Below are 25,348 nucleotides of genomic sequence, written 5' to 3' on the forward strand. Positions count from 1 at the left end.
CCGGACGTGTCGCGTGCTGCCCCTTTGCAGTGAACCAGCGGATTCATGAGGAGGAACCCATGCGAGGTGCCACAAGCGCCATATGGGTCACGTCGTCCCGGATGGCAGATGTAGGCCCCGCGGGTACGTGGAGTCCTGTTGCGGCGGTCGTGACCGCGGCCAGGCGTCGCGAACTTCCCTGACGGCACGTTCCGTCGGCGGTCGGTTCCGATCGCGAGCCAGGGTTCCTCAGGGGGTTCACCCCCAACCGTTGTTGTTCTCCTCGCGCGCTGCGAAAGATGTACGCCGTGCGAAGGCCGTCGGGCACTGTGCAGTGCAGACGACCTCCAACATCTGTGAAACGGACGAATCATGACGAGTCCAATCGAGCTCGAGGGTGCTGAAACCCCTTCCCTCGTGGACAAGGAGAGCGCGCCCCAGAGCGACGCCAAGGAGTCGAAGAAGCTTGAGGGACGCAGCCCCGGGCAGTTGATGTGGGGCCGCTTCAAGCGCGACCGAACCGGTGTGATCTCCGCCGTCGTCGTCCTGTTCTTCTTCACGATCGCGGCAGCGGCGCCGCTGATCTCCATGGCGTACGGCAAGGACCCGTACACCCTCTACGGGCAGGAGCGGCCGGAACTCCTGGACATGTTCACCATGCCGGCGGGGCCCGCCGGCGGCATGGACGGGGAGTTCTGGTTCGGCATCGAGCCGGGCCTCGGCCGCGACGTCTTCACGCAGCTGCTCTACGGCATGCGGACGTCGATGTTCACGGCGCTGGCCGCGACGGTGCTGATGACCGTGGTGGGTGTGCTGATCGGCCTCGCCGGCGGCTACTTCGGCGGGAAGACCGACTACTGGCTCGGCCGCGTCACCGACTTCTTCATGGCCCTGCCCAACCAGCTCTTCTTCGTCGCGGCGATGCCCGTCATCACCACGGTCTTCGTCGCGCCGGACGAGGAGACGCCCACCTACGTGCGTACCTGCGCGATCATCATCGTCCTCTCCTTCCTGGGCTGGATGAGCATGGCGCGACTCATCCGGGCCGCCACCCTGTCGCTGCGTGACCGGGAGTTCATCGAGGCGGCACGGATCTCCGGGGCCTCGCCCTGGCGGATCATCCGCAAGGAGCTGCTGCCCAACATCGTCACCCCGGTGCTGGTGCAGGCCACGCTCACGCTGCCGAGCACCATCCTGAGCATCGCCTTCCTCTCCTTCGTGGGAGTGGGCTACGTCGAACCCACCCCGGACTGGGGGCGGATGTTCGCCATCGGCGCCAACATCGTCGAGCAGGACCCGTACTACATGCTCTTCCCCGGCGTGGCCATGGTGGTCTTCGTCGTGGCCTTCAACCTCCTCGGTGACTCGGTCCGGGACGCCTTCGATCCCAAGACCGGCCGCTGAGAGCCCCCCCACTCACGGGCAGGCCACACCCCTTGCCCATGTCGGCCTCGGTCCCCACGGCCCGGCTCCGGCCAGCTACCAGCACTGCTCACTACTCACAGGCAGGTGGATTCAACTCCATGAGCATCTTCCGTAACCGCACCACGACAGCCGCGCTTGTCGCGGTGGCAGCCGGCGCCCTGACCCTCACCGCCTGCGGCGGCGGCAGCGACAACGCGGCTCAGGACAACAGCAAGAAGAAGGAGGACGCCAAGGCGCAGTCCAAGCCGGTGCAGATCGGCGATGCCAAGGCGTCCACCGGCCCCGCTCCCGAGGTTCCCGGTGCCAAGGCGGGCGGCACCGCGAACGTCTATCAGGAGGCGGACTTCTCGCACCTGGACCCGGGCCAGATCTACGTCTCGGACGGCAAGCTGCTCAGCCGCCTCATCTTCCGCGGTCTGACCCAGTACTCCGAGGACGACCAGGGCAACCTGACCGTCGTGGGCGACCTCGCCACCGACGCCGGCAAGGTCTCCGACGGCGGCAAGACCTGGACGTACACCCTGAAGTCCGGCCTGAAGGACGAGAACGGCAACCCGATCAACTCGGCGGACATCCGTCACACGGTCGAGCGCCTGTACGCGTCGTACATCACCGACGGCCCGACCTACCTCCAGCAGTGGCTGTCCGGTGCCGGCACCACCTACCGCAAGGCCTACGCGGGTCCGGACAAGGGCAAGCACCTGCCGGACAACGTCCTGGAGACGCCGGACGACAAGACGATCGTCTTCCACTTCAAGGACGCGCAGCCCGACCTCCCGCAGATGCTGACCATGCCCGGTTACAGCGTCGTCCCGGAGGAGACGGACACCAAGGAGAAGTACGACAACGCCCCGGTCTCGGTCGGCCCGTACAAGATCGCCGACTTCAAGCCGGGCAAGTCGATGAAGCTCGTCAAGAACACCCAGTGGGACCCGAAGTCCGACTCGGTGCGTCACCAGTACGTCGACGGCTTCAACATCGAGATGAACCACGACGACGAGGACCAGACCAAGACCCTCCTCGCCGACCAGGGCGACGCCAAGAACGCGATGATGTTCACGGGCCAGGTCGCCACCACGCAGCTCCAGGCCGTCGTGAGCAACAAGGCCGCGATGAAGCGCACCATCCAGGGCTACGCGCCCTACGTGTGGCAGCTCAACTTCAACATGGACCGCGTCAAGGACAAGAAGCTCCGCGACGCCATCACCCTGGCACTGCCGGCCACCTCGGTCTTCAAGGCCGACGGTGGCGCGTACGGCGGCGAGGCGGCCAACTCGCTGATGTCGCCCACCACTCCGGGCTACGACGAGAAGTACGACCCGTTCAACCGGGCCAAGAAGCCCAACGGTGACATCGCGGCCGCCAAGAAGCTGATCGACGAAGGCGGCTTCAAGGGCAAGAAGCTCGTCTACGCCTACGGCAACACGCCGGTCCGTCAGCAGCAGGCCGTCCTGATCGCCGACGCGCTGGAGAAGATCGGCCTCGACGTCCAGAAGAAGGAGATCGACTCCGCCACCTGGTACGAGCAGGTCGGCAAGGTCAAGAACGGCTACGACCTGTACATGACCGGTTGGGGTCAGGACTGGCCGTCCGCGTCCACGGTCTTCCCGCCGCTGTACGACGGCACCACGATCCAGGACGGCGCGTCGAACTACTCGCACATCAACGACGAGCACGTCAACTCCGAGATCGCGCGCATCGTGAAGATCACCGACACCGCTGAGGCCACCAAGGCCTGGGACGCGCTGAACAAGTACATCACCGAGAAGGTCAACCCGGCCGCCCCGATCTACTACACCAAGGTCTTCCAGATCTTCGGTTCGAACATCGGCGGCATCCGCTACAGCTCCGACTCGAGCTACGTGGACGTCACCCGGATCTTCCTCAAGAAGTAACCCGGTTCGTCGGGAGACCGGTGGTGGGCGCGTGGCGGAGCGCCCACCACCGGGGCCCGGATCTTCCAGACCTCACCATCGACTGCCGCCGTCCTGAGAGCAGCTGCCTGCCATGCTTCAATTCCTCATTCGCCGGACCTTCGGCGCGGCGCTGATCCTGCTGTTGATCAGCGCGTTCACGTTCTTCATGTTCTTCGCCATCCCGCAGGACCCGGCCCTGCTGGCCTGTGGCAAGAACTGCACTCCGGACGCGTTGGCGATCATCCACAAGAACCTCGGCCTCGACTCGCCGGTCCCGGTGCAGTACTGGAACTTCCTCGTCGGCATCTTCGCCGGCCGGGACTTCGCCGTCGGCCACTGCGCCGCCCCCTGCTTCGGTGTCTCCTTCGCCAACAACCAGAACGTCTGGGACACGATCCTCGACCGCTTCCCGCTGACCCTCTCGCTGACCCTCGGCAGCCTGCTGGTCTTCCTCACGCTCGGCCTCGGTGCCGGCCTGCTGGCGGCCAAGTACCGCGGCACCTGGGTGGACAAGACGTTCAGCTCGGCCTCACTGGTCGTCAGCTCGATGCAGATCTACTTCCTCGGCCCGCTGGTCCTGCTCGCGCTGGTCTACAGCACCGGCTGGCTCGAGAAGCCGAAGTACGTGCCGTTCTCCGAGGACCTCGGCGGCTGGTTCATGGGCCTGCTGATCCCCTGGGTCGTCATGGCGACCATCTTCACCGCCAACTACACCCGTATGAGCCGCTCCTCGATGATCGAGCAACTACAGGAAGAACACGTGAAGGCGGCCCGCGCCAAGGGCATGTCGGCCAACTTCGTGTTCTTCCGCTACGCCTGGCGGGGCTCGCTCATCCCCATCGTCACCATCCTCGGCATCGACCTGTCCTCACTGCTGGCCGGCGGCATGGTGACGGAGTTCACGTTCGGTCTGGCCGGTCTCGGCCGGCTCGCGCTGGAGTCCGTCACCAACAAGGACCTGCCGATGCTGATGGGTGTCATGCTGGTCAGCGCCGCGCTCATCATCGTCTTCAACCTGATCGTGGACGCCTTGTACGCCGTCATCGACCCGCGCGTGCGACTGTCCTAGGAGAACCACCGTGACCACTCAGACCAAGCCCGAACAGGCCGCGGCCACCGCTGCGGAGCGGGCCTTCCTCTCGGTACGTGACCTCAAGGTCCACTTCTCCACCGAGGACGGCGTCGTCAAGGCGGTGGACGGGCTCTCCTTCGACCTGGAGCGCGGCAAGACTCTCGGCATCGTCGGTGAGTCCGGCTCCGGCAAGTCGGTGACCAACCTCGCCGTCCTCGGCCTGCACAACCGCAAGAACACCGCCATCGACGGGTCGATCACGCTGGACGGTCAGGAGCTGACCGACGCCGGCGAGAAGCAGTTGGAGACGCTGCGCGGCAAGAAGATGGCCATGATCTTCCAGGACGCGCTGACCGCGCTGTCGCCGTACTACACGGTCGGCCGGCAGATCGGCGAGCCGTTCATGAAGCACACCGGCGCCTCCAAGCGGGACGCCCGGGTGCGCGCCATCGACCTGTTGGAGAAGGTCGGCATCCCGCACCCGCAGCAGCGGGTCGACGACTACCCGCACCAGTTCTCCGGCGGTATGCGCCAGCGCGCCATGATCGCGATGGCGCTCTCCTGCGACCCGGACCTGCTCATCGCCGACGAGCCCACCACGGCGCTCGACGTGACGGTGCAGGCGCAGATCCTCGACCTGCTCAAGGACCTCCAGCAGGAGTTCGGCTCCGCGATCATCATGATCACGCACGACCTCGGCGTGGTCGCCAACATGGCCGACGACATCCTGGTGATGTACGCGGGCCGGGCGGTCGAGCGGGGCACGGTGCGCGAGGTGCTCAAGACGCCTCAGCACCCGTACACCTGGGGCCTGCTGGGATCGATGCCGAGGCTCACCTCGGATGTCGACGAGCCGCTGGTGCCGATCCCCGGATCGCCGCCCTCGCTGCTCAACCCGCCGTCGGGCTGCGCCTTCCACCCGCGGTGCGCGTTCACCAAGAACGTGTCCGCAGGCCGTTGCTCCAGCGAGCGGCCGCTGCTCGCCCCGGGGCGCGCAGCCGCGTGCCATCTGACGGGGGATCAGCGACAGCAGCTGTTCATCGAGACGATTCAGCCCCGGCTGGGCTGAGCCAAACCGGGACTGGGGCATCACCATGAGCGACAACAGCAAGACCACCACGGCGGTCGCCGACGCGATCCCGCAGAAGCGGGGCGACGACAGCGCGCCGCTCCTTCGGGTCACCGGCCTGAAGAAACACTTCCCGATCAAAGGCGGCTTCCCGATCCGGCGCACCGTCGGCCACGTCAAGGCCGTCGACGGCGTCGACCTCGAGGTCTTCCCGGGCGAGAGCCTCGGGCTCGTCGGCGAGTCCGGCTGCGGCAAGTCGACGACCGGTCGGCTGCTGACCCGGCTGTACGAGCCGACCGAGGGCACCATCGAGTACAAGGGGCGGGACATCAGTCGCGCCAGCCGGTCGAAGATGGCGCCGATCAGGTCCGAGATCCAGATGATCTTCCAGGACCCGTACGCCTCGCTGAACCCGCGGCAGACGGTCGGCAAGATCATCTCGGGTCCGATGGAGATCAACGGGATCAACCCGCCCGGCGGCCGGGAGAAGCGGGTCCGGGAGCTCCTGGAGATCGTCGGTCTCAACCCCGAGCACTACAACCGCTTCCCGCACGAGTTCTCCGGCGGCCAGCGCCAGCGCATCGGTGTCGCGCGGGCCGTCGCCCTGGAGCCGAAGCTGATCATCGCGGACGAGCCGGTCTCGGCCCTCGACGTGTCGATCCAGGCCCAGGTGGTGAACCTGCTGCAGGAGGTGCAGCGGGAGATGAGCATCGCGTTCGTCTTCATCGCCCACGACCTGGCGATCGTGCGGCACTTCTCGCAGCGCATCGCGGTGATGTACCTCGGCAAGGTCGTGGAGATCGCGGACCGCGACTCGCTCTACAACCGGCCCCGTCACCCCTACACGCACGCGCTGCTGTCGGCGGTGCCGGACGCGGACATCGACGCGGCCAAGCGGGAGCGGATCCGGCTCGCGGGCGACGTGCCCTCGCCGATCAGCCCGCCGTCCGGCTGCCGGTTCCGTACGCGCTGCTGGAAGGCGCAGGACAAGTGCGCGACGCAGGAGCCGCCGCTGGTCCGTATCGAGGGCAGCAAGCCGGGGCACCTGACGGCGTGCCACTTCCCGGAGGAGCCGACCATCGCGGACCGGGGCGAGGACGTGGTGCTGGACCAGGGTCTGAAGGCCCTGGAGGACAGCGCCGACGGTGACACGGCGGTCTCGAAGGGCTGACCGGCGCAATCGTCAGGAGACCGGGGGCGGGAGAGCGAAATCTCCCGCCCCCGGTCTCTCACCTTTCCAGCGCGGCCCTCACGCTGTGATCCGCGCCCGCGCCCAGTGACACGCCACCTGCGCCCGCGCGTCCCCGCCGAGCACCTCCGGATCCTCGTTCCGGCAGGCGTCCGCCACTCCCGCGCGCTCCGCCTCCCCACTCGCCAGCACCTGGCAACGGGCGTGGAAACGGCACCCGGCGGGGATCCGGGTCGGGTCCGGAGGTTCGCCGGTCAGCACCACCGGGTCGCCCGGTGCCTCCGGCAGGACCGACAGCAGAGCCCGGGTGTACGGATGCCGGGGTGCCGTGAGCACCTGCTCCACGTCCCCCGTCTCCACGATCCGGCCCAGGTACATCACCGCCACCCGGTCCGCGATGTTCCAGGCCAGCCCCAGGTCGTGCGTCACGACCAGCGCCGACAGACCGAGGTCGGCGCGCAGCCGCAGCAGCAGGGCGAGGATCTCGCCGCGTACGGAGGCGTCCAGGGAGGCCACCGGCTCGTCGGCGACGAGCAGTTCGGGTTCGAGCACCAACGCGCCCGCGATGACCACGCGTTGGCGCTGCCCGCCGGACAGCTCGTGCGGATACCGCAGGAAGAAGCGCTCCGGAGGCCGCAGGCCGGCCCGCGCCAGCGCCTCGGCCACCGCCGTGCGCTCGTCGCCACCGTGCCCGTGGATCCGCAGCCCCTCCGCCACCGCCTCGTACACCGTGTGCCGAGGGTTCAGCGACCCCGTCGGGTCCTGGAGCACCAGCTGGACGCGCCGCCGGTACGCCTTCAGCGCCCGCGACGAGTACCGCAGCGGCTGCCCGTCGAAGACGACCCGGCCCCCGGTCGGCGGCTCCAGGCCGAGCAGAGCACGCGCCAGCGTCGTCTTGCCGCAGCCCGACTCACCGACCAGGGCCACGATCTCCCCGGCGCCGATGTCGAGTTCGACACCGTCCACCGCGCGGGCGGGCGGGGCGCTGTGGCGGCCGGGGTAGGTGATGTGCAGGGCCTGTGCGCTCAGGAGGGTCATGGTCGGTTCCTCGCGGCTCGCGTCGCCGGCACGTGGGGCGGGGGCATCGGTCGGTCCTGTGTCCTTGGGGCCGGCGCGTGCCGGGCTGACTCGCCGACCAGGGTCACGATCTCTCCGGCATCGATGTCGAGTCGGACACCGTCCACCGCGCGGGCGGGCGGGGCGCCGTGGCGGCCGGGGTAGGTGATGTGCAGGGCCTGTGCGCTCAGGAGGGTCATGATCCGCTCCCCGGTTCCCGCGTCGTCGGCACGTGCACACAGGCCGCCCGGCGGTCCTCGTCGGCCGTGCGCAGCTCCTGGTCGTCCACCGCGCAGGAGCCCAGGGCGACCGGGCAGCGCGGGTGGAAGGCGCATCCGGGAGGCACGGCGGACGGGTCGGGTGGATCGCCGGGCAGGCCGCGCGGGGCGAAGCGCGACGCCGGGTCGCCGATTCTCGGGAACGCCTCCGACAGGGCCCTGCCGTAGGGGTGCCGGGCGTCCTCGTAGACCCGGCGGGCCGGGCCCTCCTCGACCACCCGGCCGGCGTACATCACCGCCAGCCGGTCACAGGTGTCGGCGAGCACGGCCAGGTCGTGGCTGATCGCGATCAGGCCCAGTTCCTGCTCCGCGACGAGCTGTTCGATGAGGCGGAGGATCTGCGCCTGGATCATCACGTCCAGGGCGGTGGTCGGCTCGTCGGCGACGATCAGCCGTGGGTCGCAGGCGAGCGCCATGGCGATCATGACGCGCTGACGCTGGCCGCCGGAGAGTTCGTGCGGATACGCAGACGCCCGCGCCGCCGGCAGCCCCACCTGCTCCAGCAGCTCGCCGGCCCGCTTCCGGGCGCCCGCCGGGGTCGCCTTCCGATGCAGCAGGATCGGCTCGGCGATCTGGTCGCCGACGCGGTGCACGGCGTTGAGCGAGTGCATCGCGCCCTGGAAGACGATGGACGCCCCGGCCCAGCGCACCGCGCGCAGCCGGCCCCACTTCATGGTGAGGACGTCCTCGCCGTCCAGCAGGACCTGCCCGCCGATCCGCGTCCCGGCCGGCAGCAGCCGCAGCAGCGCGAGGGCGAGCGTGGACTTTCCGCAGCCCGACTCGCCCGCGATACCGAGCTTCTGCCCGGCCGCGACCGTCAGGTCGACGCCCCGCACGGCGGCGGCCCCGCCGGGGTAGGTGACGGTGAGGTCTCTGACGTCGAGCAGGCTCAAGATGTCACCCCCGGGGCTGGAGCGTGGTTCTTCAGGTCCGCACGGACGGCCGCTCTCAACGCCCCACCCCCAGCCTGGGATTCAGCACCGACTCCACCGCGCGCCCGCACAGCGTGAACGCCAGCGCCACCACCGCGATCGCGATGCCCGGCGGTACCAGGTACCACCAGTTCCCCGAGCTGACCGCCCCCGCCTCCCGGGCGTCCTGGAGCAGCCCGCCCCAGGACAGGACGGTCGGATCGCTGACCCCCAGGAAGGCGAGGGTCGCCTCGGCGAGGACGGAGGACGAGATCATCAGGGTCGTCTGCGCCAGGACCAGCGGCATCACATTGGGCAGTACATGCCGGGACATGACGTGCCAGTGCCCACCGCCCAGCGCCTTCGCGCGTTCGATGTACGGCCGTGACTCCACCGCCAGGGTCTGCGCCCGCACCAGCCGGGCCGTGGTCGGCCAGGAGGTCACACCGATGGCCAGCACGACGGTGCCCAGCGAGCGGGGCAGCACGGTGGCCAGCGCGATGGCGAGGACCAGGGTGGGCATCACCAGGAACCAGTCGGTGATCCGCATCAGCACGGTGGCGTACGCCCCCTTGAAGTGCCCCGCGGTGACCCCGACCGTCGTGCCGATCGCCACCGACAGCGCCGCCGCGAGCAGTCCGACCAGCAGCGACACCCGCGACCCCCACACCAGCAGGCCCAGCAGATCCCGCCCGAACCGGTCCGTCCCCAGCGGGAACTCGGCGCTCGGGCCATCCATCGGCCGCCCCGGCGCCCCGGTCACGCTGGACACGTCGGTGCCGACGGTGAACGGGGCGGTCAGGGCGACCAGCGCGAACAGGGCGAGCCCGACCAGGCCGACGAGTCCCGCCCGATGGGTGCGGTACTGCTGCCAGAATCGCTGGGCGGAGCGGCGTCGCCTCTGCCGGGCCAGCGCGCGCGGGCCGGCCGCCCCGGCCTTGGTATCGGTCGTCGTCCCGGTCGTCATCGGCCCACCCTCGGGTCAAGCAGCGGATAGACCAGGTCGGCCAGGGTGTTCATGACGATCACCGCCGCGGCGAAGAAGAGGAACAGGCCCTGCACCAACGGCAGGTCGGGCACGCTCAGCGCCTGGTAGAACAGCCCGCCGAGCCCCGGCCAGGAGAACACCGTCTCGACCAGGATCACGCCCGCGACCGTCCGGCCCAGATTGACGAAGACCAGCGTCACCGTCGGCAGCAGCGCGTTCGGCACGGCATGCCGGCGGCGGACCAGGTCGTCCCTGAGGCCCTTGGCGCGGGCGGTCGTCAGATAGTCGCCGCCCATCTCGTCCAGCAGCGCCGAGCGGGCCACCAGCAGGGTCTGGCCGTACTCCACCGCGACCAGCGTGACGACGGGCAGGATCAGATGGTGGGCGACGTCGAGGACGTACCCGAAGCCCTCCTCACCGCCCGACTCCATGCCACCGGTCGGGAACAGTCCGGGAATCGGGCCCATCCCCACCGAGAACACGATGATCAGCAGCAGGCCCAGCCAGAAGGACGGGATCGAGTACAGGGTCAGGGCCAGGCCCGTGTTCAGACGGTCCCCGAGCCCGCCGTGCCGCCAGGCCGAGCGGGTGCCCAGCACGATGCCGAGCAGCGTGTACAGGACGAACGCGGTGCCGGTGAGCAGCAGCGTGTTGGGCAGCGCCTCGGCGATCTTGTCGACGACGGGTGCCCGGAACTGGTACGACGTCCCCAGGTCCCCGGTGAGCGCCTTGCCGCAATAGTCGGTGAACTGCTGCCACAGCGGCAGGTCGAGCCCGAACTCCTCGCGGTAGGCGGCGAGTTGCTCCGCCGAGATGGGCCGGCCGCCCGTCATGGTCTTGACCGGGTCGCCGGGGATCAGCCGGAACAGGAAGAACCCGGTGACGAGGACGGCGAGCAGGGAGACGGCGGCGCCGCCCACCTTGCCGGCGCCGTAGCGCAGATAGCCCGTGGCGGTGCGCGCCCGCTGTCCCCGGACAGCGGGCGCGGCGGCCTTGACGGCCGAGGCGGAGGGTGCGTCGGCGGTCATCGGCGGCTACTCGCGGTCCTCGGCGGTCGCCCGGCGCCGCAGCGCGAAGAACACGCCCGCGGCGACGAGGACGGCGGCGCCGGCGACCACCCCGATGACGACGCCTGCCGAGCCGGAGCCGTCGGAGGAGCCGTCGGAGTCCGCCGGGGTCGCCGACCACCAGCTCCAGTAACCGTCCTGACCGTAGATGTTGCCCGCCTTCTCGGGCATCGTCGTGATCGACTTGATGTGGTCCGTGCGGTAGGCCTCGACCGCGTTCGGATACGCCATGACGTTCATGTACCCGAGGTCGTACAGCCGGGACTGCATCTGCTTGACGATGTCCGCCCGTTCGGCCGGGTCGTACTCGGCGAGCTGGCGCGCGTACAGCTCGTCGTACCGCTTGTCGCAGATGAAGTTGTCGGTCGCGCCCGTGTCCTTCGGGGTCGCGGGCAGTGCGGCGCAGGTGTGGATGGACAGCACGAAGTCCGGGTCGGGGTTGACGGACCAGCCGTCGAAGGCGAGGTCGTAGGTGCCCGCGAGCCAGGGGTCGGTGACGTTGTCCAGGCAGTCGAGGGTCACACCGATGCCGAGTTCGCCCCACCACTCCTTCAGGTACTGGCCGATCGCCTTGTCGTTGGGGTCGGTGGCATGGCACAGCACGCGGTAGGTGATCGGCTTGCCGTCCTTGCCGAGGCGCCTGCCGTCGCCGTTCTTCTCGTAGCCGGCCTGGTCGAGGAGCCGGGCGGCCTCGGCGGGGTCGTAGGAGAGTTCCTGCCCGTCCGCCGGTTTCCAGAAGTACGTGGAGAATCGCGGCGGGATATAGCCTTCGCCCCGCACGGCGTGCCCCTGGAACACCCGGTCGATGATGGTCTCGCGGTCGACGGCCCTGAACAGGGCGTGCCGTACCCGCTCGTCCAGCAGGGAGGGGTGGCCGTCGCCGAACTTCTGGCCGTTCGCTGCCCGCGCCCCCGGGTTGGTGGCGAGCGCGTAGAAACGGCGGCCGGGCGCGTCGTTGACGTGGATGTTCTCCTCGCCCTTGAGCGACTCAGCCTGAGCGGGCGTCAGGGACGGCGACCCGGCGACGAAGGAGACCTCGCCCTTGCGCAGGGCGGCGACCGCGGCGTCCTGGTCCTTGTAGTACCGGAAGACCAGCTCGTCGAACTTGGGGGCGCCGCGCCAGAAGTCCTTGTTGGCCTTGAGGCGGACGTAGCTGTCGGGCTTGTAGTCGGTGAGGATGAACGGCCCGTTCCCGACGACGGGGAAGTCCTTGTCGTTGTTGAACTTCGAGAAGTCGCCGACCTTCTCCCAGACGTGCTTCGGCACGATCGGCACGTCCAGGGCCGTCATCGTGGCCTGCGGCTTCTTCAGCTGGATGACCAGCTCGGTGGGGCTCGGGGCGGTCACCTCGCGGAAGTTGCCGACGAAGCTGCCGTTGGCGGTGGCCGCTCCCTCGTCGGTCATCATCTTCTCGAACGTCCACGCGGCGTCCTGCGCGGTGACCCGCTCACCGTCCGACCACTTGGAGTCGGAACGGATCGTGTACGTCCAGGTCAGCTTGTCCGGCGACGACTTCCACCCGGTAGCCAGGGCCGGGACGGCGTGGGCGTCCCCCGGGTCGTAGTTCGTGAGGTACTCGTACATCAGCCGGTGGACGCTCGTGCTGAGCAGCCGCTGCGCCAGGAACGGGCTCAGGGAGTCGACACTCTGGGCTACCGCGACGGTGAGGACCTTGTCGTCGTCCGCCGCCACCGCCTGGTGCGGCGCGAGTCCGGCCGACACCGTCAGGGTGGCGGCTGCGGCGGCGAGGAGACGCCGCGCTCTGCTGTGCTGCTCTCGTGTGCTCATGATCGTGACCTCACGTCATTGCTTGCACAGGGACGGCTGGTTGAGCGGCTTTTGGACTGTCAGCGCTTTTCTGCGCGCGTCGACGGCGCATGAAACCCCATGTGGCCTGCGGAAAACAACGAAGTGATGAGATTGAGACAGCCATTGGTCCACACCGGTGAAGAGCCCCTGGTGGCGCCCTGACGGACGTTCGCGGGCTTACGGACCGGGACGGTTGCGGCCGGATGGGCTAACGGGTCCTCGGATGGGCGCCCTGCGCATGCGGGGCCCTTGGCGGCTGCCGATATTTGCTGCCAGGGCGCGGCGATTCCCGCGGCGCGGTCAGGAGGAGGCACCATGCGGGGAGCCACCCATGCCGGACGGATCGCGGTCGCGGTGGCCGTGGCTCTCGCTGCCACGGCCTGCGGAGGCGGGGGCGACAGCGCCGGCGCAGGCGGCGCCGTGCTCAGCTCCTCCTGGACCGATCCGCAGAACCCGCTGGAGCCCGCCAACACCAACGAGGTGCAGGGCGGCAAGGTCCTCTCCATGATCTTCCGGGGCCTGAAGCAGTACGACCCGAAGACCGGCGCCGCCGAGAACATGCTCGCCGAGAGGATCGAGACCTCCGACTCGCGCAACTACACGATCACCGTCAAGGACGGCTGGACCTTCAGCAACGGCGAGAAGGTCACCGCCAAGTCCTTCGTGGACGCCTGGAACTACGGGGCGAGCCTGAAGAACAACCAGAAGAACGCCTACTTCTTCAGCTACATCGAGGGCTACGACGAGGTCCACCCGGAGCGGGGCGAGCAGCGCGCCGACACCTTGTCCGGACTGAAGGTCGTCAACGACCGGACGTTCACCGTCCGGCTCAGCCAGAAGTTCTCCAGCTTCCCCGACACCCTCGGCTACAACGCCTTCGTCCCACTCCCGCGGGCGTTCTACGACGACCACGCCGCCTGGCTGGCCAAGCCCGTCGGCAACGGCCCCTACACGGTGGAGTCGTACACCAAGGGCTCCGAGATGCGCCTGACGAAGTGGGACACCTACCCGGGCCCGGACGCGGCGCAGAACGGCGGCGTCACCCTCAAGGTCTACACGGACAACAACACCGCCTACACCGACCTGATGGCCGGCCACCTCGACCTGGTCGACGACGTCCCGGCCCAGCAGCTGAAGAACGTCCGCGCCGACCTCGGCGACCGCTACCTCAACACCCCCGCCGGCATCATCCAGACCCTGGCCTTCCCCCACTACGACAAGGAATGGAGCACCGCCGGCTCGGTCAAGGTCCGCAAGGGGCTGTCCCGGGCGATCGACCGCGAGCAGATCACCGACACGATCTTCCACAAGACCCGCACCCCGGCCACCGACTGGACCTCACCCGTCCTCGGCAAGGACGGCGGCTACCAGGCGGGGCTGTGCGGCGAGTGGTGCCGGTACGACGCCGCCGCCGCGAAGAAGCTGATCAAGGAGGGCGGCGGGCTGCCCGGCGGGCAGGTGAAGATCACGTACAACGCGGACACCGGCTCGCACAAGCTGTGGGTCGACGCCGTCTGCAACTCCATCAACAACGCCCTGGACAACGACCGGGCCTGCGTCGGCAACCCCATCGGCACCTTCGCCGACTTCCGCAACAAGTCCACGACCCAGAAGCTGTCCGGGCCCTTCCGGGCGGGCTGGCAGATGGACTACCCGCTCACCCAGAACTTCCTCCAGCCGCTCTACTACACAGGCGCCTCCTCCAACGACGGCAAGTGGTCGAGCGAGGAGTTCGACAGGCTCGTCGACGAGGCGAACGCCGAGACGGACCCCGCGAAGGCCGTGAAGATGTTCCAGAAGGCCGAGGAGGTCGTCCGGGACGACATGGCCGCCATCCCGCTCTGGTACCAGAACGGCAGCGCCGGCTGGTCGCAGCGGCTGTCCAACGTGGCCCTCAACCCGTTCAGCGTCCCCGTCTACCACGAGATCAAGGTCGGCTGAGCCCGCCATGGGCCAGTACGTCGTACGCCGCCTGCTCCAGATGGTGCCGGTGTTCGTCGGAGCCACCCTGCTGATCTTTCTCATGGTCCATGTGATGGGCGACCCGGTCGCGGGCCTGTGCGGCGACCGGCAGTGCGACCCGGCGACGGCGGCCCGACTGCGCCAGGAGTTCGGCCTCGACATGCCCGTGTGGCAGCAGTACCTGACCTACATGGGGAACGTCTTCACCGGCGACTTCGGTACGGCGTTCAACGGCCAGGAAGTCACCGAACTGATGTCGACGGCGTTCCCCGTGACCTTCCGCCTCACCATCGTGGCCATCCTGTTCGAGATCGTCATCGGTATCACGCTGGGCGTCCTCACCGGCCTGCGCCGCGGCCGCCCCGTCGACACCGGTGTCCTGCTGCTCACCCTCGTCGTCATCTCCGTCCCCACCTTCGTCACCGGCCTGCTGCTCCAGCTGCTGCTCGGCGTGGAGTGGGGCCTGATCCGCCCGTCGGTCTCCCCGGCCGCCCCCTTCGGCGAACTGCTCCTGCCGGGCCTCGTCCTGGCCACGGTCTCCCTCGCCTACGTCACCCGGCTGACCCGCACGTCCATCGCGGAGAACCGGCGCTCCGACTACGTCCGCACGGCCATCGCCAAGGGCCTGCCCAGGCACCGGGTGGTCACCCGGCACCTGCTGCGCAACTCCCTCATCCCCGTCGTCACCTTCCTCGGCGCCGACATCGGCTTCCTCATGGGCGGCGCGATCGTCACCGAGCGGATCTTCAACATCCACGGCGTCGGCTTCCAGCTCTACCAGGGCGTCCTGCGCCAGAACATACAGACCGTCGTGGGCTTCGTGACGGTCCTCGTCCTCGTCTTCCTCCTCTGCAACCTGGTCGTCGACCTCCTGTACGCCGTACTCGACCCGAGGATCCGCTATGCCTGAACAGCCGTTCCAGCCCGAGGGCGCGGGAGCCGTCGCCGGCAGCGGCGGCACGGGCGGTGCGATGCAGTGGGCGACGAGCGAGGCGGAAACCCTCGAAAGCCCCCTGGCCCCCCACACGGCCACCCCGGGAACCACGACCCCGGCGGCCCCCTCCCCTCCCCCCGAACGCCCCCGCAGCCTGTGGTCCGACGCCTGGCGAGACCTGCGCCGCAACCCGGTCTTCGTCTTCTCGACCCTGATCATCGTCTTCCTCGTCGTCATCTCCCTCTGGCCCTCGACGATCGCCTCCGGCAGCCCCCTCAAGTGCGACCTCGCCAAGGCCCAGCAGGGCTCCGCGCCCGGCCACCCCTTCGGCTTCGACGGACAGGGCTGCGACGTCTACACCCGCACGGTCTACGGCGCCCGTACGTCCGTCGCAGTCGGTGTCTGCGCCACGCTCGGGGTCGCCGTCCTCGGCTCGGTGCTGGGCGCACTCGCCGGCTTCTTCGGCGGCCTGTGGGACTCGCTCCTGTCCCGCGTCACCGACGTCTTCTTCGCGATCCCGGTGATCCTCGGAGGCCTGGTCCTGCTCTCCGTGGTGACCAGCAACAGCATCTGGCCGGTCATCGGCTTCATCGTGCTGCTCGGCTGGCCCCAGATCTCCCGCATCGCCCGCGGCGCGGTCATCACCGCCCGGCAGAACGACTACGTCCAGGCAGCCCGCGCCCTCGGCGCCTCCAACTCCCGCATCCTGCTGCGCCACATCGCGCCCAACGCCGTGGCCCCGGTGATCGTCGTCGCCACCATCGCCCTGGGCACCTACATCGCCCTGGAGGCGACGCTGTCCTACCTGGGCGTGGGCCTCAAACCCCCCAGCGTCTCCTGGGGCATCGACATCTCCGCGGCCTCCCCGTACATCCGCAACGCCCCCCACGCCCTCCTCTGGCCCTCAGGCGCCCTGGCCATCACGGTCCTCGCCTTCATCATGCTGGGCGACGCGGTCCGCGACGCCCTGGACCCGAAGCTGAGGTGAGCCCCCGGCATGTTGCTCGAAGTACGTGACCTGAAGGTGGAGTTCCAAACCCGGGACGGGCTGGTCGCCAAGGCCGTGAACGGCGTCAGCTACGCCGTCGACGCGGGGGAAACCCTCGCCGTCCTCGGAGAGTCCGGCTCCGGAAAGTCGGTCACCGCACAGGCGGTGATGGGGATCCTCGACATGCCGCCCGGGCGGATCACCGGGGGCGAGATCCTCTTTCAGGGGCGGGACCTGTTGAAGCTCAGGGAAGGGGAGCGGCGCAAAGTCCGGGGCGCCGAGATGGCGATGATCTTCCAGGACGCCCTGTCGTCCCTGAACCCCGTGCTGAGCGTCGGCGACCAGCTCGGCGAGATGTTCGTCGTGCACCGGGGGATGTCGCGGAAGGACGCGCGGGCGAAGGCCGTGGAGCTGATGGACCGGGTGCGGATCCCGGCCGCGAAGGAGCGCGTCAAGCAGTACCCGCACCAGTTCTCCGGCGGTATGCGCCAGCGCATCATGATCGCGATGGCCCTCGCCCTCGAACCGGCCCTCATCATCGCCGACGAGCCCACCACGGCCCTCGACGTCACCGTCCAGGCCCAGGTCATGGACCTGCTCGCCGAGTTGCGGCGCGAGTACCGCATGGGGCTGATCCTCATCACCCACGACCTCGGCGTCGTCGCCGACGTGGCCGACCGGATCGCCGTCATGTACGCGGGCCGCATCGTCGAGTCCGCGCCGGTCCACGACATCTACAAGGCACCCGCCCACCCGTACACCAAGGGCCTGCTGGAGTCGATCCCGCGCCTGGACCAAAAGGGCAGGGAGCTCTACGCCATCAAGGGCCTGCCCCCCAACCTCATGAACATCCCGCAGGGCTGCGCCTTCCACCCCCGCTGCCCCCTGGCCCAGGACCTGTGCCGCACCGACGAACCCCCGCTGTACGAGGTCACCGGCACGGACACGACCCGGCACAGTGCCTGCCACTTCTGGAGGGAGTGCCTGCATGGCTGAGGCGATTCTCGAGGTGAGCGGCCTGGTCAAGCACTACCCGCTCACCCGGGGCATCCTCTTCAAGAAGCAGATCGGCGCCGTCAAGGCCGTCGACGGCGTCGACTTCACCCTGCACCGCGGCGAAACCCTCGGCATCGTCGGCGAGTCCGGCTGCGGCAAGTCCACGGTCGCCAGGATGCTGGTCAACCTGGAACGCCCGACGGCCGGTTCGATCAGGTACAAGGGCGAGGACATCACCAGACTCTCCGGCCGCGCCCTGAAGGCCGTACGCCGCAACATCCAGATGGTCTTCCAGGACCCGTACACCTCCCTCAACCCCCGTATGACGGTGGGCGACATCATCGGCGAGCCGTACGACATCCACCCGGAGGTGGCACCCAAGGGCGACCGCCGCCGCAGGGTGCGCGAACTGCTGGACGTGGTCGGCCTCAACCCCGAGCACATCAACCGCTACCCGCACCAGTTCTCCGGCGGCCAGCGCCAACGCATCGGCATCGCACGGGGGCTGGCCCTGCGCCCCGAGGTCATCGTCGCCGACGAACCCGTCTCCGCCCTGGACGTCTCCGTCCAGGCCCAGGTCATCAACCTGATGGACCGCCTCCAGAACGAGTTCGACCTCTCCTACGTCTTCATCGCCCACGACCTGTCGATCGTCCGGCACATCTCCGACCGCGTCGCCGTGATGTACCTCGGCCGGATCGTGGAGACCGGCAGAGACGCCGAGATCTACGACCACCCCACGCACCCCTACACGCAGGCCCTGCTCTCCGCGGTCCCCGTCCCCGACCCCGAGGCCCGAGACCGCCGCGAGCGCATCATCCTCGCGGGCGACGTCCCGTCCCCGACGAACGTCCCCTCCGGCTGCCGCTTCCGCACCCGCTGCTGGAAGGCGGAGGATCGCTGCGCCCAGGAGGTGCCGCCGCTCGCGGTGCCCTCGCGACTGCGGAAGCCGGGCGGCCCCGAGGCACACGACTCGGCCTGCCATTTCGCGGAGGTGGCCGCGGCGGTGGCGGGGCAGAGCAACGGGCCGGGGTGACATGGCGCACCCCGGCCCGTTTACGGCACCCGCACGGCCGTACGCTGTTCAGCCTTCACCGTCCGTATATCGGTACCGCTTCGGTGAAGTTGCCTGCGTGTTAACGCGGTTCGTGCGCCTTTGCGTGGCTATGCCAGGGACCGCTGCAGGAAGTCCAGTTGGAGCAGCAGCAGGTTCTCGGCGACCGCTTCCTGCGGGGTCATGTGCGTGACGCCGGACAGCGGCAGCACCTCGTGCGGACGGCCCGCGGCGAGCAGGGCCGAGGACAGGCGAAGGGAGTGGGCGACGACGACGTTGTCGTCCGCGAGGCCGTGGACGATCATCATCGGGCGGTGCGGTTCGGCCGGGTCCACCAGTCCCGCGTCGTCGATCAGTGAGTTGCGCCGGTAGACCTCCGGCTGCTCGTCGGGGTGTCCGACGTACCGCTCCTGGTAGTGGGTGTCGTACAGCCGCAGATCGGTGACCGGTGCGCCGACCACCGCCGCGTGGAAGACGTCCGGGCGGCGCAGCGCGGCGAGCCCCGCCAGGTAGCCGCCGAAGGACCAGCCCCGGATGGCCACGCGGGTCAGATCGAGCGGGAACCGCTCGGCAAGCGCGTGGAGCGCGTCGACCTGGTCCTGCACCACGATCGCCGCGATGTCGTCCTTGATGGCCTTCTCCCACGCGGGCGAGCGCCCCGGAGTCCCGCGCCCGTCCGCCACGACCACCGCGAACCCCTGGTCGGCGAACCACTGCGAGGTCAGGTACGCGTTGTGCGCGGCGACCACCCGGGAGGCGTGCGGTCCCCCGTAGGGATCCAGCAAAACCGGGAGCGGAGTGTCCCCGGCGTAGTCCCGAGGCATAAGCACGGCGCACGGGATTCTCCGTGCGCCCCCCTCGGTGAGGGTCACGCGCGGGGTCAAACCGGGATCTTCGGCGTGCGACCGGACCGTCGCCGTCGGCTTCCCGTCGCGCAGCACCCGGACCTGGGCCCCGGGCCGATCCGGCGTATGGGACACCAGCACCGTCACGCCCCCGGCGCGCACCGCCGAATGCACACCGGGCTCCTGTGACACGCGCTCCACGCCGAGCTCGTTCACCCGGTACACATGCACTTCACCGATCTCGGGCTCCGCCGCACCCTCGCCCGCCGACGCCGAGACCAGCACGTCGTCGGCGGAGACGTCGAGGACCGCCCGGACATGCAACTGCGGTCCGGTGAGCGGGCGTTCGCCCACCGTGAGCACCCGCGCCCCGCCCTCGTCCGCGATGCGTACAAGGTGCCCGGAGGGGCTCCAACAGGGCACCCCGGGGAAAAGATCCAGCCATTGTGGATCTTCGTCCGCGTGCACCATCCGCGTCGCCCCGGTCGCCGGGTCCACGGCGAGGAACAGCTGGCTGCGCTGGTCGCGCGCCTGTACGAGCAGCAGCGGCGCACCCGCCGCTGACCAGTGCACTCGCGCCAGATACGGGTACCGCGCCCGGTCCCACGCGACCTCCGTGCGCACCCCGTCAAGACCGATCACGAACAGCCGTACCTCCGCGTTCGCCGTCCCGGCCGCCGGGTACGCCACCTGCTGCGGCTCGCGCTCCGGACGCGCCGGATCGGCGATCCACCACCGGCGCACCGGCGTGTCGTCCGCGCGCGCCACCAGCAACGAGTCCGACTCCGGACCCCACCAGAAGCCCCGCGAGCGCCCCATCTCCTCGGCGGCGATGAACTCGGCCAGTCCGTACGTCACCCCGTCCGACTCCGGCTCGGCGAGCGCACGGTCGCCCTCGCCCTCGGCGCCGACGACCCTCAGCGCGCCCTGCGCGACGTACGCGATGTGCCGTCCGTCGGGGGAGGGGCGCGGGTCGATCACCGGCCCGGGTACCGGGAGTTCACGTGCCGTACCGGCCCGCAGTTCGGCCGTGAAAAGCCGCCCTGACAAGGCAAAAGACGCCAACTCGACGGCCGCGTCGGTGGCCTGGGCGACGATGCCGGCGCCGCCCTCACGGCTGCGCTCGCGCCGCGCCCGCTCCTCGGCCGAGAGGTCCTCGGAGGCACCGCCCAGCAGGGCGCGCGGATCGGCCGCCACGCGCTCCCGGCCGTCCGCCGTGTCGAGCACCCACAGCGAACTCGCCGGATCAGTACCGGAGCTGGAGCGCAGGAACACGACGCGGGAACCGTCGGGCGCCACCGCGAACGCGCGCGGCGCGCCGAGCGTGAACCTCTGGGTGCGGGCGTGCCGGCGGGGGAAGGAGACAGGCTCGGTCGTCATGCCCCGACCATATTGGCCAGTGCGCCCCCTTGTGCGGCTGTGCGCCGATCGATGCGCACGGACGGATAGTTATGATCACAAGCGCATAGTGGGTATGAACCTGCTGGCTGCTGCATGGATTTATCTGCCCCCATAGTCCGACCCCCCGCCCCTGGGATTCTTGGAGGTGAACCGCCGTGGCACTCTCGATTTCGGCGGTGGTGCTGCTGGCGATCATCGTCTTCCTGCTGATCAAGAAATCAGGACTGAAGGCGGGCCATGCGGTCGTGTGCATGCTGCTCGGCTTCTATCTCGCGTCCTCGACCATCGCTCCCACGATCAGTGAGCTGACGACGAACATCGCGGGCATGATCGGCGGCATCAAGTTCTGAGCCGCTCGGCGCGGCGCTGTCAGTGGCGCCTCGTAGGGTGGTGCCCATGACGGAACTGCCCGACCGGCGTCTGCTCCTGGTGCACGCGCATCCGGACGACGAGTCGATCAATAACGGCGCCACCATGGCCAGGTACGCGGCCGAGGGTGCCCGGGTGACCCTGGTCACCTGCACCCTCGGTGAGCACGGCGAGGTCATTCCCCCCGAGCTCCAGCACTTGACCGGCACCGCGCTCGGCGAACACCGCCTGGGTGAGCTCACGGCCGCGATGCGCGAGCTCGGCGTCGAGGACTTCCGTCTCCTCGGCGGCAAGGGCCGCTACGAGGACTCCGGGATGATGGGCATCGCCGACAACGACGACCCGGCCTGTCTGTGGCAGGCGGACGTCGACGAGGCGGCCAGGGAGCTCGTCGAGGTGATCCTGGAGGTACGTCCCCAGGTCCTCGTCACCTATGACCCGGACGGCGGCTACGGCCACCCGGACCACATCCAGGCCCACCGCATCGCGATGCGTGCGGCCGAGCTGGCCGACGACGCCGGCTGGCGGATCCCCAAGATCTACTGGAACCGCGTCCCGCGCACGGTGGCCGACGATGCCTTCGCCCGGCTTCAGGCGGATCTGCCCGGGCTGCCGTTCGGCAAGGCGGCCGTTGTCGCCGACGTCCCGGGCGTCGTCGCCGACGAGCGGGTCACCACCGTGATCGACGGCACCGCGCACGCCACCGCCAAGGCCGCCGCGATGCGGGCGCACGCCACCCAGATCGAGGTGGCCGAGCCGACCACGCCGTACTTCGCGCTCTCCAACGAACTCGCGCAACCCCTCTTCGCCACCGAGTACTACGAGTTGGTGCGCGGAGAGAGAGCGGCGGCGCCGGGAGCCGAGAAGGAGACCGACCTGTTCGCCGGAGTGACCCTCGGGGAGGCGTCATGAGCTCGATGCTCGCCCAGCCGCTGAAGCTGAAGCGTCCTTCTGCCCTGCGCGTCCTCGCCCACCTCGGACTCTTCGTGCTCGGCGCCGTCGTCGGACTGGCCGGAGCCCTGGTGCAGCCCGCGTGGTTCCCGGGCGGCCTGCTGCTCGCGCTCGCCGGCGAGGCGGGCCTGTGCCTGGGCGCCGCCCGGGCGACGGGCAGCCGGGCCGGGGCCGTCGCCCCCGCCGGCGGCTGGATGATCACCGTCATCCTGCTCACCGCCAGCCGCCCCGAAGGCGACTTCGTCTTCGGCACAGGCGCCTCGTCCTATCTCTTCCTGCTCGGCGGCATGGCCGTGGCTGTGATCTGTGCCACCCTCGCCCCGGTGCGGCAACCAGGTGGCGACGGCGTCCGACTTGGCAAGTGACGTACCACTTCTCCACAACGCACACGTGCGAGTCCCGTGTGGGTTTCCCAGGCGGTCGTGGGATACGGGCCAGAAGTGGCCAGTATGGTGGTGCGCGCCGCCGAGCCGCCCGGAGCATTGGGGTCGAAACGGCGGCGGAGCCAACCGGGAGAACCTGCCTTGAGTCGTGAAACTGACACTCCGTCCTCCGGGCCCAACGGGCACGGCGGAGCCGCATACCCCTCGGGCACGCCGCCGTACGGGACCCCCATGGCTTCCGACAGCGGTGCGGACGCGGGCCGTTCGGGCACGCAGCCGGAGGAACGCAAGACCGAGACCACGCTGACGACGCGGATCCGGATCAACATCCCCGGATCGCGGCCCATTCCGCCGGTGGTCGTACGCCAGCCCGTCGCCGACGCCGACGGGCAGGGCTCCGGCTCCGGCGCCCCCGCCGAGACGCCGACGCCGTCCGCCGCCACCTCCATGTCCACGGGCACCGTGGAACCCCCGGCCGAACCCACGGCGCAGGCGGGGGAGAAGACGAGCGACTGGTTCGCGCCGCGCAAGTCCGGCGCGCCCAAGGGCGGTCAGGGAGGCCCGCCCTCCAACGGGGCCGGTCTGCCCGGCGGTTCGGGCGGTGGCGCCGGCACGGGCGCCGGTGGCGCGCGTCCGGGGCCCGGCGCCGGTCGGCCCGGTGGAGTCGTCGGCTCGATGAACGTCCCGGGCGGCTCCCGCCCCGGCGCCACCAACGGCGCGGGTCTCCCCGGCGCGACCGGCGGACCCGTGGCTCCCGGGCACGGCGGCGGCACCGGTTCCTTCGACGTGACCGAGGCACTGGCGGCAGGCCCGCGCGGCAATGGCAACGGAAACGGCGCCCGCCCCGGCGACGAGACGCGCCGCGACGACCTGCCGTACTTCTCGGACAACGGCGGCGGCAGCCAGCACGGCCCGAACGGCCAAGGCGGCCAGAACGGCTACGGCACCCAGGGCGGCCCCGGCGGCTTCGACCCCTCCGCCGATTTCAACGCCCCGAACGACTTCGACGACTTCGGCGCCCCGCGCGGCCTGGACGACTTCGGCGGCCCGAGCGACTTCAACGGCCCGAACGGCCGCGGCGGCCAGGGCGGCCCGCACGGCCCCACGGGCCCGACGACCGGCCCGGTCACCGGCGACGGCCCGGCGGTGCCGCCGGTCGCGGGCGGCGGACAGCGCGGACCCGGAGCCCCGGGTGGCCCCGGTGGCCCGCGTGGTTCGGGTGCGCCCGGGCGTCCGGGCGGTCCGCGCGGTCCGGTCGGCTCCGGCATGTCCGCAGGCCCGGGTGGCCCGGCCGGCCCGGGCGCTTCCGGGATCTCCGCAGGCCCGAGCCGTCCTGGCGGCCCCGGTGGTCCTGGCGGCCCCGGCGGCGGCCTGAGTGGTCCCGCGGGCCCCGGTGCCCCTCCCGGACCCTCCGGCCCCGGTGCCCCGGCCGGCCCCGGCATCTCCGCGGGCCCCGGCGGCCCGGGCCACGGCCCGGGCGGTGGGCTCAGCGACGACACCGCGATCCTCACCCCGCAGAAGCCGGCCCCCGAGCCCGGCACCCCGCACTACGGCGGCGTGGCCGACAACGTCTCCGGTCACACCGTCACCAGCGGCATCCCCGTCGTGCCCGCGGGTGCCCAGAGCGGACCCTTCGGGCCGGGCGGTACCGAGCCCTCCGGGCCGCACACGCCCCCGAAGCTGCCCGAGACCGGCTCGTCGGACACCCAGTCCTCCCGCGCGCCCAAGAAGAAGGGCCGCAGCAAGCTGGCGCTGGTCGGCGGCGGAGTGATCGTCCTCGCGGGCGGTGTGTACGGCGCGGGTCTGCTGATGGCCCACTCCGACGTGCCGAAGGGCACCACGGTCCTCGGCGTCGACATCGGCGGCGGCACCCGCGACGACGCGGTCAAGAAACTGAACGACGCCTTCGACGAGCGCGTGAACAAGCCGCTGAAGCTGTCCGTGGACGGCAAGACGGTGACGCTGGAGCCGGACAAGGCCGGGCTGCAGTTCGACATGCAGCAGACGGTCAGCGCCGCCGCGACCAGCGACTACAACCCGGTCTCGGTCATCGGCTCCCTCTTCGGCAACCACCGGGTCGTCGACCCGGTCATGCCCACCGACGAGGAGAAGCTGCACGCCGCCCTGGAGGACGCCTCCGGCGGCTCCGGCTCGGTGACCGAGGGCACCGTCAAGTTCGACACCGGCAAGGCCGTCGCCGTCTACGGCAAGGCGGGCAAGGGCATCGACGTCGCCAAGTCCACCGACGCGGTCGAGGAGGCCTACCGCGTCCAGGTCGAGACCGGTGCGAGCGACCCGGTGACCGTGCCGACGACGACGAAGCAGCCGACGATCACGAACGCCGAAGTCGACCGGTTCATGAAGGAGTTCGCCGAGCCGGCGATGGCCAACAAGGTCACGATCCAGACGGACGCCGCACACAGCATCCCGTTCGGCTCCCTGTCCCTGCCGAAGATCCTCGGCGTCAAGGCCGTGGACGGCAAGCTCGTGGACACGTACGACCTCAAGGCGCTCAAGGAGGCGTACGGCGCCACCTTCGACGGCGTGCAGATCAACGGCGCCAGCGGCAAGCGCGACGTCCTGCCGCAGGACGTCGCCTCCGCCCTGCGCAAGGCCCTGCGCGCCAAGACGGCGGCGGAGCGCACCGTCACCATCGACACCAACCCGAGCTAGCGGAACCACTCGGACCAGGGGGCACCCGGCACT

General features: G+C 69.9%; 20 protein-coding genes and 1 pseudogene. 14 read left to right on the forward strand and 7 right to left on the reverse strand.

Annotated features, from left to right (window positions below; translation table 11 throughout):
• Nucleotides 1-351 precede the first annotated feature (351 nt).
• The 5 genes from ACZ4UU_RS24895 to ACZ4UU_RS24915 all read left to right on the forward strand — a co-directional run bounded on the left by ACZ4UU_RS24895 (nucleotide 352) and on the right by ACZ4UU_RS24915 (nucleotide 6,632).
• Complete coding sequence (locus tag ACZ4UU_RS24895; protein ID WP_471905584.1) at nucleotides 352-1,383, forward strand: ABC transporter permease; 1,032 nt, start codon at nucleotides 352-354, stop codon at nucleotides 1,381-1,383.
• 119 nt (nucleotides 1,384-1,502) lie between these two features.
• Nucleotides 1,503-3,299 (forward strand): ABC transporter substrate-binding protein, encoded by a 1,797-nt coding sequence (locus ACZ4UU_RS24900; RefSeq protein WP_471905585.1) that lies wholly within the window; start codon nucleotides 1,503-1,505, stop codon nucleotides 3,297-3,299.
• 112 nt (nucleotides 3,300-3,411) lie between these two features.
• On the forward strand, nucleotides 3,412-4,389 hold the full coding sequence (locus ACZ4UU_RS24905) for an ABC transporter permease (protein WP_471905586.1): 978 nt from the start codon (nucleotides 3,412-3,414) through the stop codon (nucleotides 4,387-4,389).
• Nucleotides 4,390-4,399: 10 nt separating this feature from the next.
• Complete coding sequence (locus ACZ4UU_RS24910; RefSeq protein WP_471905587.1) at nucleotides 4,400-5,461, forward strand: ABC transporter ATP-binding protein; 1,062 nt, start codon at nucleotides 4,400-4,402, stop codon at nucleotides 5,459-5,461.
• A gap of 25 nt (nucleotides 5,462-5,486) precedes the next feature.
• Nucleotides 5,487-6,632, forward strand: coding sequence for an ABC transporter ATP-binding protein (locus ACZ4UU_RS24915; RefSeq protein ID WP_471905588.1), 1,146 nt, complete (start codon nucleotides 5,487-5,489; stop codon nucleotides 6,630-6,632).
• Nucleotides 6,633-6,710: 78 nt separating this feature from the next.
• Here the strand turns inward: ACZ4UU_RS24915 and ACZ4UU_RS24920 are convergent, their stop codons facing one another.
• From ACZ4UU_RS24920 to ACZ4UU_RS24945, 6 genes and pseudogenes are all read right to left on the reverse strand, one after another.
• On the reverse strand, nucleotides 6,711-7,688 hold the full coding sequence (locus ACZ4UU_RS24920) for an ABC transporter ATP-binding protein (RefSeq protein ID WP_471905589.1): 978 nt from the start codon (nucleotides 7,686-7,688) through the stop codon (nucleotides 6,711-6,713).
• A gap of 86 nt (nucleotides 7,689-7,774) precedes the next feature.
• Nucleotides 7,775-7,906, reverse strand: a pseudogene (locus tag ACZ4UU_RS24925) (ABC transporter ATP-binding protein); the annotation flags it as partial.
• Nucleotides 7,903-8,877 (reverse strand): ABC transporter ATP-binding protein, encoded by a 975-nt coding sequence (locus ACZ4UU_RS24930; protein ID WP_471905590.1) that lies wholly within the window; start codon nucleotides 8,875-8,877, stop codon nucleotides 7,903-7,905. The pseudogene ACZ4UU_RS24925 and the gene ACZ4UU_RS24930, both read right to left, overlap by 4 nt.
• Before the next feature lie 55 nt (nucleotides 8,878-8,932).
• Nucleotides 8,933-9,862, reverse strand: a complete 930-nt coding sequence (locus ACZ4UU_RS24935) for an ABC transporter permease (RefSeq protein WP_471905591.1) — start codon at nucleotides 9,860-9,862, stop codon at nucleotides 8,933-8,935.
• Complete coding sequence (locus ACZ4UU_RS24940) at nucleotides 9,859-10,911, reverse strand: ABC transporter permease (protein ID WP_471905592.1); 1,053 nt, start codon at nucleotides 10,909-10,911, stop codon at nucleotides 9,859-9,861. Before ACZ4UU_RS24940 ends, ACZ4UU_RS24935 begins: the two co-directional genes overlap by 4 nt.
• A 6-nt stretch (nucleotides 10,912-10,917) precedes the next feature.
• A complete protein-coding gene (locus ACZ4UU_RS24945; RefSeq protein ID WP_471905593.1) occupies nucleotides 10,918-12,738 on the reverse strand; it encodes an ABC transporter substrate-binding protein in 1,821 nt (606 codons plus the stop codon).
• A gap of 336 nt (nucleotides 12,739-13,074) precedes the next feature.
• Here ACZ4UU_RS24945 and ACZ4UU_RS24950 point away from each other — a divergent pair, with 336 nt between their 5' ends.
• The 5 genes from ACZ4UU_RS24950 to ACZ4UU_RS24970 are packed head-to-tail and all read left to right on the forward strand — an operon-like array spanning nucleotide 13,075 to nucleotide 18,675.
• The gene (locus tag ACZ4UU_RS24950) at nucleotides 13,075-14,700 is read left to right on the forward strand and encodes a peptide ABC transporter substrate-binding protein (protein ID WP_471905594.1); all 1,626 of its coding nucleotides are present in this window, start codon (nucleotides 13,075-13,077) and stop codon (nucleotides 14,698-14,700) included.
• A gap of 7 nt (nucleotides 14,701-14,707) precedes the next feature.
• Nucleotides 14,708-15,631 carry an ABC transporter permease gene (locus ACZ4UU_RS24955; protein ID WP_471905595.1) on the forward strand — a complete coding sequence of 308 codons (924 nt, stop codon included), beginning with the start codon at nucleotides 14,708-14,710 and terminating at the stop codon, nucleotides 15,629-15,631.
• The gene (locus ACZ4UU_RS24960) at nucleotides 15,624-16,643 is read left to right on the forward strand and encodes an ABC transporter permease (RefSeq protein WP_471905596.1); all 1,020 of its coding nucleotides are present in this window, start codon (nucleotides 15,624-15,626) and stop codon (nucleotides 16,641-16,643) included. The genes ACZ4UU_RS24955 and ACZ4UU_RS24960 overlap by 8 nt, the downstream gene beginning before the upstream one ends.
• A gap of 9 nt (nucleotides 16,644-16,652) precedes the next feature.
• Nucleotides 16,653-17,639, forward strand: coding sequence for an ABC transporter ATP-binding protein (locus tag ACZ4UU_RS24965; RefSeq protein WP_471905597.1), 987 nt, complete (start codon nucleotides 16,653-16,655; stop codon nucleotides 17,637-17,639).
• Nucleotides 17,632-18,675, forward strand: a complete 1,044-nt coding sequence (locus ACZ4UU_RS24970) for an ABC transporter ATP-binding protein (RefSeq protein ID WP_471905598.1) — start codon at nucleotides 17,632-17,634, stop codon at nucleotides 18,673-18,675. The genes ACZ4UU_RS24965 and ACZ4UU_RS24970 overlap by 8 nt, the downstream gene beginning before the upstream one ends.
• Nucleotides 18,676-18,803: 128 nt before the next feature.
• On the opposite strand, the gene ACZ4UU_RS24975 is transcribed toward ACZ4UU_RS24970, so the two are convergent.
• Entirely contained in the window at nucleotides 18,804-20,918 is a 2,115-nt protein-coding gene (locus tag ACZ4UU_RS24975) for a S9 family peptidase (RefSeq protein WP_471905599.1), read from the reverse strand.
• Nucleotides 20,919-21,094: 176 nt separating this feature from the next.
• Between ACZ4UU_RS24975 and ACZ4UU_RS24980 the strand changes: the two genes are divergently transcribed.
• From ACZ4UU_RS24980 to ACZ4UU_RS24995, 4 genes are all read left to right on the forward strand, one after another.
• Nucleotides 21,095-21,289 carry a hypothetical protein gene (locus tag ACZ4UU_RS24980; protein ID WP_030048865.1) on the forward strand — a complete coding sequence of 65 codons (195 nt, stop codon included), beginning with the start codon at nucleotides 21,095-21,097 and terminating at the stop codon, nucleotides 21,287-21,289.
• Between the two features lie 46 nt (nucleotides 21,290-21,335).
• Complete coding sequence (mshB, locus tag ACZ4UU_RS24985; protein ID WP_471905600.1) at nucleotides 21,336-22,220, forward strand: N-acetyl-1-D-myo-inositol-2-amino-2-deoxy-alpha-D-glucopyranoside deacetylase; 885 nt, start codon at nucleotides 21,336-21,338, stop codon at nucleotides 22,218-22,220.
• Entirely contained in the window at nucleotides 22,217-22,624 is a 408-nt protein-coding gene (locus tag ACZ4UU_RS24990; protein ID WP_471905601.1) for a DUF6113 family protein, read from the forward strand. Before mshB ends, ACZ4UU_RS24990 begins: the two co-directional genes overlap by 4 nt.
• A 159-nt stretch (nucleotides 22,625-22,783) precedes the next feature.
• Nucleotides 22,784-25,315 (forward strand): hypothetical protein, encoded by a 2,532-nt coding sequence (locus ACZ4UU_RS24995; protein ID WP_471905602.1) that lies wholly within the window; start codon nucleotides 22,784-22,786, stop codon nucleotides 25,313-25,315.
• Nucleotides 25,316-25,348 lie beyond the last annotated feature (33 nt).

The sequence above is a fragment of the Streptomyces sp. NPDC028907 genome (genome assembly GCF_055564995.1).